The sequence below is a fragment of the Flavobacterium sp. genome (genome assembly GCF_044376915.1).
Lineage (GTDB): Bacteria > Bacteroidota > Bacteroidia > Flavobacteriales > Flavobacteriaceae > Flavobacterium.
In genome coordinates, this window is sequence record NZ_JBILKB010000008.1 from 33,909 (window position 1) to 43,795 (window position 9,887).

8 protein-coding genes, 2 tRNA genes and 1 pseudogene are annotated in these 9,887 nt (G+C 33.9%); 7 read left to right on the plus strand and 4 right to left on the minus strand.

Annotated features, from left to right (window positions below; genetic code table 11):
• Positions 1-31 precede the first annotated feature (31 nt).
• Positions 32-2,443: a DUF5916 domain-containing protein gene (locus ACIQ6Z_RS01705; RefSeq protein WP_396209209.1), complete on the minus strand. Its 2,412-nt coding sequence runs from the start codon at positions 2,441-2,443 to the stop codon at positions 32-34.
• Positions 2,444-2,629: 186 nt separating this feature from the next.
• On the opposite strand from ACIQ6Z_RS01705, the gene ACIQ6Z_RS01710 reads away from it, so the two are divergent.
• The gene (locus ACIQ6Z_RS01710) at positions 2,630-3,352 is read left to right on the plus strand and encodes a murein L,D-transpeptidase catalytic domain family protein (protein WP_396209210.1); all 723 of its coding nucleotides are present in this window, start codon (positions 2,630-2,632) and stop codon (positions 3,350-3,352) included.
• Here ACIQ6Z_RS01710 and ACIQ6Z_RS01715 read toward each other — a convergent pair.
• Positions 3,341-4,927 (minus strand): murein L,D-transpeptidase, encoded by a 1,587-nt coding sequence (locus ACIQ6Z_RS01715; protein ID WP_396209211.1) that lies wholly within the window; start codon positions 4,925-4,927, stop codon positions 3,341-3,343. The genes ACIQ6Z_RS01710 and ACIQ6Z_RS01715 overlap by 12 nt on opposite strands.
• A 19-nt stretch (positions 4,928-4,946) precedes the next feature.
• The gene (locus tag ACIQ6Z_RS01720; protein ID WP_396209212.1) at positions 4,947-5,387 is read right to left on the minus strand and encodes a GNAT family N-acetyltransferase; all 441 of its coding nucleotides are present in this window, start codon (positions 5,385-5,387) and stop codon (positions 4,947-4,949) included.
• A 159-nt stretch (positions 5,388-5,546) separates the two neighbouring features.
• On the opposite strand from ACIQ6Z_RS01720, the gene ACIQ6Z_RS01725 reads away from it, so the two are divergent.
• A tRNA-Gly gene (locus ACIQ6Z_RS01725) sits at positions 5,547-5,622 on the plus strand.
• Positions 5,623-5,653: 31 nt separating this feature from the next.
• Positions 5,654-5,729: transfer RNA gene (locus ACIQ6Z_RS01730), tRNA-Gly, on the plus strand.
• A 31-nt stretch (positions 5,730-5,760) separates the two neighbouring features.
• Here ACIQ6Z_RS01730 and pepE read toward each other — a convergent pair.
• Positions 5,761-6,468 (minus strand): dipeptidase PepE, encoded by a 708-nt coding sequence (pepE, locus tag ACIQ6Z_RS01735; RefSeq protein ID WP_396209213.1) that lies wholly within the window; start codon positions 6,466-6,468, stop codon positions 5,761-5,763.
• Between the two features lie 142 nt (positions 6,469-6,610).
• Here pepE and ACIQ6Z_RS01740 point away from each other — a divergent pair, with 142 nt between their 5' ends.
• From ACIQ6Z_RS01740 to ACIQ6Z_RS01755, 4 genes and pseudogenes are all read left to right on the plus strand, one after another.
• Positions 6,611-7,330: a hypothetical protein gene (locus ACIQ6Z_RS01740; protein ID WP_396209214.1), complete on the plus strand. Its 720-nt coding sequence runs from the start codon at positions 6,611-6,613 to the stop codon at positions 7,328-7,330.
• 17 nt (positions 7,331-7,347) lie between these two features.
• The gene (locus ACIQ6Z_RS01745) at positions 7,348-8,172 is read left to right on the plus strand and encodes a hypothetical protein (RefSeq protein WP_396209215.1); all 825 of its coding nucleotides are present in this window, start codon (positions 7,348-7,350) and stop codon (positions 8,170-8,172) included.
• Between the two features lie 16 nt (positions 8,173-8,188).
• The gene (locus tag ACIQ6Z_RS01750) at positions 8,189-8,692 is read left to right on the plus strand and encodes a DUF6702 family protein (protein ID WP_396209216.1); all 504 of its coding nucleotides are present in this window, start codon (positions 8,189-8,191) and stop codon (positions 8,690-8,692) included.
• Positions 8,693-8,708: 16 nt separating this feature from the next.
• Positions 8,709-9,887: pseudogene (locus tag ACIQ6Z_RS01755) on the plus strand (M1 family peptidase); the annotation flags it as partial.

Genomic DNA, 9,887 nt, shown 5'->3' on the forward strand with positions numbered 1-9,887 from the left:
AAGGTGAAATTTACGAAAACGATTACGCTGATTACCCTTTTTTAACCCAACCTTTAGCCTGATTGTAATCGATAAAATAGCGCACACTTATAGATAATACATGATTTAAATTGTCATCGAAAAGGTTGTTAAAATTAGTGCCAAAATTTCTATTTATGTTGCGATCGAAAGTAGCTGCATTGTTGCGATACAAAATTGACATTTGACTGCCAGGTGCAAACCACCACGAATATGATAAGTCTAAATTCCAACTGCTGAAATTGGAATTCTTATTGTTGGAATATGTTGTGTTTGGTGATAAACTTCCGTCTTCATTCAAGGTGTTGATTTGATTGTTTTCTGCAATTGACCAATAATGACGCACGGATAAATTAAAGTTCATAACACTACTGATTGAAAATTTACTGCTCAAAGCGTTCGTGTACGTATTTCGGTCTCTACGTGCAAAAATTATATCACTGTTTTCAAAATCAATAAATCCAATGTCATTTTGTTGTCTGGCATAATCAAAACTATATACTAAGGAAAAGCGGTCATTAAAACGGTATCTCGGGCGGATATTGATACCTGTTTCATAACGATTTTCGTTTAATACATGCGTGAGATAGGGATTCAAGTCAATGGCAAATTTATAATTGTAATTGGAAGAAAAATAAAAGTACCCACCCATATTTTTTGGGTTTACAAAATAGCGATTGGCTATTCGCGGCTCATAATAATCATAATTTTCAAATGGATTTATAGAAATGCCTCCACCAAAATAATGATTGTTCTTGTTGGTAGAATTGAGGTTGAAGTTAAAATTACTCAACTGAATTTGTTGGGTAGGTTTGTAAAATTCAACATACGAACCTAAACTGACTCTAAATGTATTGAATACTTTGTTTGGGTTTAGGATACGGTAGTTTACATTGCTATATATTGAATAATAATTGGTTTTAAAATTAATGCCAAGGTCGTTGTTGTCAAAATCTTTTGAAATGTATTCACCTCCCACACTGTATCTAAATTTCCCACTAGTCTCAGCTAAATTTAAAGATGCATTTACACCATTGGTATTTATCACATCATAAATACCGCTCGATTTAATTCCTCCTGAAGCATTATATTTGTTTGATTTGTTATTCAAATCAAAAAGTAAACCGGTCACATTTGCATCTCTAAAACTTCCGTTTCTGGTTACATTGGTATTGATGAATGTTACTGATGAATTTTGGTTAAAACGTTGGTCGAATACGGTTACATTGTAATTGGTTAATGGTGAAACAACGACTTCTCTGGTGCTATTATCACTAGAATTTGAAACAGTTGCAGTTGTTCTTTCAGTAATTGCATTTAGAAAACCAATACCCAAACCGTCTTTATCCCGACCTGATATTTTCATTGCATTCAATAAATTTATCCCTCCAGGATAGTCTGTAATGGATTCATTTTCCGAAAGTGATGGATAGAAGTTAGGTGTTTGACCAATACGACGTGAATACAGTAAATTTCCTTTACTGAATAAATCGGTTCCTTCTGTAAAAAAAGGCCTATTTTCGTTGAATTGTTGTTCGAATGGGCCTAAATTTAATATTACATTATCAAACTTGGTTTGGCCAAAATCCGGTACTAATATAGCATCAAGGGTATAAGCATCGTTAATACCATATTTAACATCTAAACCGCCTTTAAGTTCGCCTTTGGTATTTTGACGGTCTCCAGCATTCAAATAAAAGGAAGAATAGGGAATTAAAAAGAGCCGTGTGGGGGTTTTAATGTTTTGAATTCCGTTTAAAATTCCTGCTTGTTGAATAACAGCTCCAATTCTAGAGTCTACATGTGTCCACGTATAAATGCGTCGCTCTCTTTTGATTTCACGCACAAAATTTAAGCCCCAAGTTTGTATGTTTTCTCCCGGAAAACGTAGCGCGGCATACGGAATTTTCATTTCTATAGCCCAACCAAAAGAGGTTATTTTTACTTTGCTATCCCAAATAGCATTCCATGAAAAATCTTCCCCAATTTGTTCAGTTGCTAAGCAATCTAATTGTCCACCTGCTGCAGTTACAAAAAAGCGAAAATCTTGCTGCCCATCGTTATAACCATTTATGAAAATTCCAAAAGCATCTGTCGTTCCAAAGTCGTCCCGCTCGGTAATTTCTTTCATTATTTTTGAAGGTTCATCATCATATAGTAGGGCTCCAACATAAATAGCCTCATCATCATATAAAATTCGAACTTCAGTCTTTTTTTTGGGATCAATAGCTTTGCCATTATCGGGTTCAAACATCACAAAATCAGTTGCCACTGAGACATTTTTCCATGCTTCCTCATTTAGTTCTCCGTCTAAAGCTATGGTTCCTGAAATTTTTGTAGTTGAAATGCTCTTTTTGGATTGCGCAAACGAGAAAAACAAATTTCCAATAAAAAGTAGTAACAGTAAACAGATTTTATTTGGCATATGGATAAATTTGGCGCAAATGTAAGCGAATATTGTATTGGTCTATTTTTTTTAATTTATGTTTAACTTTTAAATAAATAATCGATGAAATACACAAATAATCGATAAAAAACATTTTTTTATTGGATATTGATTTTTTAATAAATATATTTGGAGCTTTCAAAGTTTTGTTAACGAAAAAAATTTATGATTTACCGCATTATACCCGTACTGATTGTAGTATTGTTTTCTTTTAGCTCATATGAGTCTTCAAGGAAGCGTTCTTATGTTGCGGATGCTAATATAATAGCGTCAAATTCATCAAATTCATTAGAATTTAGATGCAAATCGATTTACGAAACTTTAGATTTAAATTCTTTTTCGTTGCCAAAATTTGATGTTTTTTTAGCGGCCTTTCAAGGATATGAGCAAATAAAACAGCAAGGACGACTAGAAAATGATTTATTGACGGTAATTGATTTTAGTTTGCCTTCTTCAGAAGAACGTTTGTGGGTTATTGATATGAGTTGCCAACAAATTGTTTTGAAATCATTAGTAGCCCATGGAAGAAATTCGGGTCTTGCCTATGCAACCGATTTTTCAAATGAAAATGATTCCTTTAAAAGTAGTTTAGGATTTTATCTTACAGGAGAAGTGTATAAGGGAAAACACGGTGTTTCTTTGCGCCTCGACGGATTAGAATACGGGATCAATCATAATGCTCGTGAGCGAGCGGTAGTGCTTCATGGAGCCGATTACGTCAATAAAAAATTAGCCCAAAAACAAGGTTATATAGGTAGAAGTTTAGGTTGTCCGGCAGTGCCAATTGAAGTGCATTTGCAAATGATAGAATTGATCAAAAACAAATCCTGTTTGTTCATTTTTCATCCTTCTCGCAAGCCGCTTCAAGCGGCCAAATTATTGTCGTAATTTTTTAGCCAATTCTTTATCCAGTAAATAAATATCAGGTCTAAATTGCAGTTGGCTGCCTTCTATCCAACTGGTCCAGTAAAAAAGATGAATTGGGATTGTACTCTTTACGGAAATTGATTTCGTTTTTTTATTTTTTAGTAAGGATGCAATCCATTCTTTCGCATTTCGCTCAGGATACTCTTGTGCTATAATTTGTTGAGCCAATTCTAAAGGGTGTTCTACTCGTACACAGCCCGAACTCAAAGCGCGATTTGTTTTGGTAAAATAATCTCGGTGATTGGTGTCGTGGAGATAAACTGTGTGATGATTTGGAAAATTAAATTTCACCAAGCCTAAAGAGTTGTTATAGCCTGGTTCTTGCACATAGCGATAATTATTAGCTTTATCTGGATTCCACTCACTAGGACTAATTTCTTTTCCTTCTGTATTATATATGGTTAATCTTCGGGCAGCAAAATATTCTCTATTGGTTGCCGCACTTGGCTGTAGGTCTTCTTTAATGATTGTTGGGGGAATAGTCCACGTTGGATTAAAAACAAAATTAGATAGTTTTGAACTCAATATTGGAGTGCTTCTTTTAGCGGTTCCAACAATAACTTTATGTGTTGCAACGGTATCATTATGAGACACATAATTCAAGGTATATTCGGGCAGATTTACAAGGAGATATTGATCACCTAAATCTTTAGGATACCAACGCCAACGTTCTAAATTAGCAAATATTTGTTCTTTTCGTTCGTTTTTTGTGAAATTTAAGGCATAAATTGTTCCTTTCCCAATCACTCCGTCTGGTTTTAATCCATGCCTTTTCTGAAATTTTTTTACCGCTTTATATGTAATTGAATCATAAGCCCAAGTAAATATACTATCCGGATTGGTATAGTCTTTCCAATATGTCAATCGTTTTTTAATTTTAACCAGTTCAGGTAGGGTATCGTTAAGTTGTATTTTATTTTTGGAACTATAAATTGTTGAAAAAGGCATATCTGGAAATGCGTCCAGTGTTACTAAGCTTTTTTTAAGCAATTGATATACAATGTGATTCGGTTTTAGTTCTTTTAAAGTTGACGCTACTTTTTGCTTCTTAACAGCTTTAATTAGGTAATCTGAAAGCGCAATTTCTTTTGGATGTAAGTCCCAATTCGAATAAAGTGTTTTTGGATTTAATTTTCCTTTATACAAATGCAATGCTAATTTTTCAAAAGATTGGGTCAATAATATGTCATATGCTATTTGTTGTTTTTCTGAAAGGTGCTTTCTTTTGTTTTCTAATTCTTTTAGTGTTTGGTATTCATAGTCATCTCGATTTAAGCCATCTTCACCGCACTTTTTTATTTCGGCGAGTAAAGCGTTTCGGTTTTCATCCAAATACCAAATTTCGTAAAAATTCATTTTTTGATAGTACAAGCGCACACTATCTGTTGTATCATTCAAGAGTTCCGGATTCACGGGTCTAATAATTACATTATGCACACTGTCTCTCTGATTGTTGTTTTCAAATGGTTGTGTTCTTGTTTCCTTAAAACAAGAAGTGAGTACAAATAATGAAAACAGAAAAATTATTTTTTTCATAGCAATTAGTCCTTATATACTAGTATTCCATAACTTGTTTATACATTACAAAATGCATACCCACTTCAGGAATTTCAAATGCATCGCCTAAAATTTTGTAGGCATTTTTTTTATAAAATTGAACAGCTTTTTCTCGCGCATTGAACCAAATAATCTCCACCTTTTGCTGTTTGCAATAATTTTCAGCATGCAGTAAGAGTTGGTTTCCAATTCCATTTTGCTGAAATTTATCTAAAACTGCCATTCCCCTAATCTGAATTTGTGATTTCTCTTGAAAAAGCGTTGAAGGGCTATTAAAAACAGAAATTACACCTATTAATTTTTCTTCATGGAAGAATCCAAAATGCGCTGTGCTTTTTTCAGTGTCGCCTGTAAAATAACAGGTTTCAATAGGCTTCCCTTTTCGCAATACTTCTTGACGAATTACATAGGTTTCTTGATAATGAATGGGAAGGATCATGTATAGCTAACTATTTATTTTTTAATGAATTAAGAAAGCATCAATTCTTAGCCCCAAATTTATAACAAAGGATTTAAAAAAATATGTTTAAAAATTTGCAATTCAAAAAACTTTTGGAGTATATTTGCACCCACAAAATAAGTAATTAACTACTTTTTTGCGGAAGTAGCTCAGTTGGTAGAGCTCCAGCCTTCCAAGCTGGTTGTCGCGAGTTCGAGCCTCGTCTTCCGCTCCAAAACAAGATAAAGTTTTAAAAATTATCACCTGCGGAAGTAGCTCAGTTGGTAGAGCTCCAGCCTTCCAAGCTGGTTGTCGCGAGTTCGAGCCTCGTCTTCCGCTCCAATAAAAAAGCCTTGCAATTTGCAAGGCTTTTTTATTTCAACTCATTCAGTTCAGTTCCGGGTGAAACTTCATATGGCGTTTCATTTCTCTTAAAAATTCGAGCAGTTAAATTGCCTTTTAATACAATAGAATCTCCGTTCACTGCTAACCAACTCCCTTCCCTTAAACCAATTACAGGTACTGTATTTAAGTGATGGAACTCTTGAATTCTTGTTTCACGCGTTTCTCCCATATGCATTGATCCTTCAATTGGATCTAGATAATGTGGATTGATATTGAAAGGTAACCAACCTAAAGTTTTAAAACTTGGTGGATATATTATGGGCATATCATTAGTTGTACTCATCGTTAAACCACAGATATTGCTTCCTGCACTGGTTCCTAAATAAGGGATTCCATTTTTAACTACTTCTTTCAAAGTATCCATAAGGTTGTTTTCGTATAATTGGCTTACTAATAGAAAAGTATTGCCACCTCCCGTAAAAACACCTTGAGCTTTTTCTAAGGCTTTTATAGGATTTTCGAATTCGTGAATACCTCTGACAGTAATCGAAATTTTACTAAAAGCCTGAGCTACTTTTTGTGTGTAATCGTCGTAAGATATTCCGCTTGGACGCGCATAAGGTATGAATATTATTTCTGTACAATTTTTGAAAAACAGTTTTAATTCGGGTAATAAATAATCTAAATAACTTCCATTATGCAGGGTTGAGGTACTGGCAATTAAAATTTTTTTCATGGTTCTTTTTTTGCAAAAGTAAGGCTTTGTATTAACAAAAGTTTATCATCTTGTTAGGATTTCCTTTTAAGGATGATTTCCTACATTTACAAAAATATTCAAAAAAAGCATAATGCTGAGGAGTCTATTCTATTTAATTTATATGATTTCGGTTTGCGGCTTTTCGCAAAACACGAGGTTTGTAAGTGGAAAAATAGTTTCTGAAGCTATGGATGTTGAAGGGATATTAATTAAAAACAATACGTCTAATGAGGAAACCTTTTCTCAACGTGGCGGATATTTTAGGATCCAAGGAAAACCAAATGATACGTTGAAATTTATTGGTTTTAATTTTACGCCAACCAAACATATAATTTCGGAACAAGATTTTGGCGAAAATTTAGTTTTTATTCCGATGCAATTGCACCGAACCCAACTCAAAGAACTCGCAATTATTGATTATAAAAGTATTAACGCCGAATCCTTAGGAATTGTTCCAAAAGGACAAAGAACCTACACACCTGCAGAGCGAAAATTAATAGCTGCGGGCGAATTTAAATGGTACAGTCCGCTGTTGATTCCATTGGGAGGAATGAGTGTCGACGGACTCATCAATTCCATTAGCGGGCGAACCAGTATGCTCAAGAAAGAATTAGAAGTAGAAAAAAAAGAGAGGCTTCAAGTTAAATTAGCTAATAAGTATGATAAAGAATATATCATCAATACTCTTAAAATACCGGAAGAATATGTAGATGGATTCATATTTTATGCTTCAGAAAATGAAGGTTTTGCCTCGTCTATGAAAGTTAAAAATTATACGATGGCTTCGTTTATACTTTCTGAATTGGCTTCAAAATATCGCGAATTACAAGGGTTTAAATAGTACTTAAATTGTCAATTATGAAAACGTTATTGTTGTTAAGTTTGTTCGTAGGGCCTTATTTGTTTTCTCAAGGAATTGAACGCAAGGTCCTTCGCGGTATTGTCGTGGTTGATTCGTTTGATGTTGAAGCTGTTACTGTTCGTAATATTTCGTCAAATCTTAAAGCAATAACTGATATTGACGGTAAGTTTTCAATTCGCGCAAGAGCCACCGACACTTTGTTTTTTGAAAGTCAGTCGTTTATTTCACAACGATACATATTGTCTCATAAAGATTTTTGGAAGGAAGAATTAGAAATTCGATTGCACGTAAAAATAACAGAATTGGATGAACTCGTTATTACGCCATATACTTTATCGGGCAATTTATCCGAAGATACCAATCGTATTCAAGTATACGGAGATGGTTTTGCTTTAATTGATGCAAAAAAAATAATGCATTATGAGGATGACGTAAGAACTGGTGCACCTGTAAATACCGCTATGCCCAATGTTTTTGCACCAACAGGAGTAAATTTACTGGGACTAGTAGTGGTTGGAATAGTAAATTTAGTTGGCCTAAAGACAAATCCAAAAAAGAATTCAGAGCGTGTTTTTGAAGAGCGAAGAATTAAAAATTTGCAATCAAAATCGTATTCCGATCATTTATTTGAACGGTTTTCACACAACTTTTTTGTGGAAACTTTAAAAATCAAAAATGAAGATATACCGATGTTTATGGGTTTTTCTGAACTAAATGTTTATGAATTATCGCCCTTATTAAAGCCAGAAAACGAGTTGAAATTAATAGAATATTTAATTCAAAAAGCTGCCGAATTCAAAAAGCAAAATCAAAAAGAATAATTTGTATTTTTACCAAATGAAAATTAAGTATATCATAGGAATTTTGCTTTTATGTTGGATCGTTTGTAGTTCATTTACACCCCACAAATATTATGTAGCTGTTACTCAAATGGATTTAGTGCCTCAAAAAAAGCGTGTTGAAATTACCTCACGAATTTTCATTGATGATTTCGAAAAGGCTCTAACAAAAAAATTCAAGCAAAAGCCAAACATTACTACTTCGAATGAACTCCCAGAAGCAGAAGAATGGATAAAGCAATATATCACTGAAAAAATTAAAGTTTCGATCAATAATAAACTACAACGAATCGAATATTTAGCAAAAGAAATAGATGGTGATGTGATAATTATTTACACAAAAATTGCCATTTCAAAAAAAATAAATACCTTCGAAATTTACAATTCATTATTAACAGAAACCTTTCAAGAACAGCAAAACATTGTGCATACCAATATCAACGGTAACAAAAAGAGCTTTTTGATGACAAATACAAAGTTTAACGAAAAAATTGACTATTAAAACGACCAACTATATTATGAAAAAATCAATTCTACTTAGTGCTTTATTAACCTTAACGGTTGCTTTAGGGACTATGGCTCAAGAAGTAAAAACAGAAGAGAAAAAGCGTGAACTGGGACATTATGATGAAAATAAATTTCGTCAAATGTATAACGAAATGGCAACGCCTAATATGTATAGAACGGCATCGGGTGCTCCAGGACCAGCTTATTATCAGCAGAAGGCTGACTATAAAATGAATTTGGAATTGGACGATAAAAATAAGAAGTTATACGGTTCGGAAACGATTACCTATCATAATAACGCTCCAGAGTCATTAGAGTATTTGTGGGTACAATTGGATCAAAATATTGAACGACCCGATTCAAAGACCCCGTTAGCAGAAAGCGAATCGTTGAGCAAATCAATATCAACCGATGGGTTTGCTAAAAAATTTATGGAAAAGCCATTTCAAGGAGGATTTAATATTGAATATGTAAATGATGCCAAGGGAAATCCCATGAATTATACGATTAACCAAACCATGATGCGTATTGATTTAGCAAAGCCATTAAAAAATGGTGAAAAAATAACTTTTTCGATCAAATGGTGGTACAATATAGTCAATTACCAAGAGCAAGTTAACAACGGACGCTCTGGATATGAACAATTCCCTGATGGAAACCGTTTGTATGTGATGGCTCAGTTTTATCCAAGAATGGCAGTCTACAGCGATGTGGAAGGATGGCAAAATATGCAGTTTTGGGGAAGAGGAGAGTTTGCGCTTACTTTTGGAGATTATGAAGTGAATATTACAGTGCCTGCCGATCACATAATGGAAGGAACTGGAGTGATTCAAAACAAAAGTGAAGTATATACTCCCGAACAAATGAAGCGTTGGGCTTTGGCCGAAACTACATTTGATAAGCCAGTAGTAATTGTAACTCAAGAAGAAGCAATACAAGCCGAAAAAGGATTTTCTGAACAGAAAAAAACATGGAGATTTAAAGCACAAAATGTTAGAGATTTCGGATTTTCAACATCTAGAAAATTCATTATTGATGCGATGGCCGTTAATTTGCCAACCAACAAGCCATTGGCAATTTCAGTTTATCCTAAAGAAGCAAATCCACTTTGGGGCGATTTGTCTACAAAAGCAGTGGCTCATACTTTAAAAACCTATTCGCATCATACTTTTGATTATCCTTATCCTAAA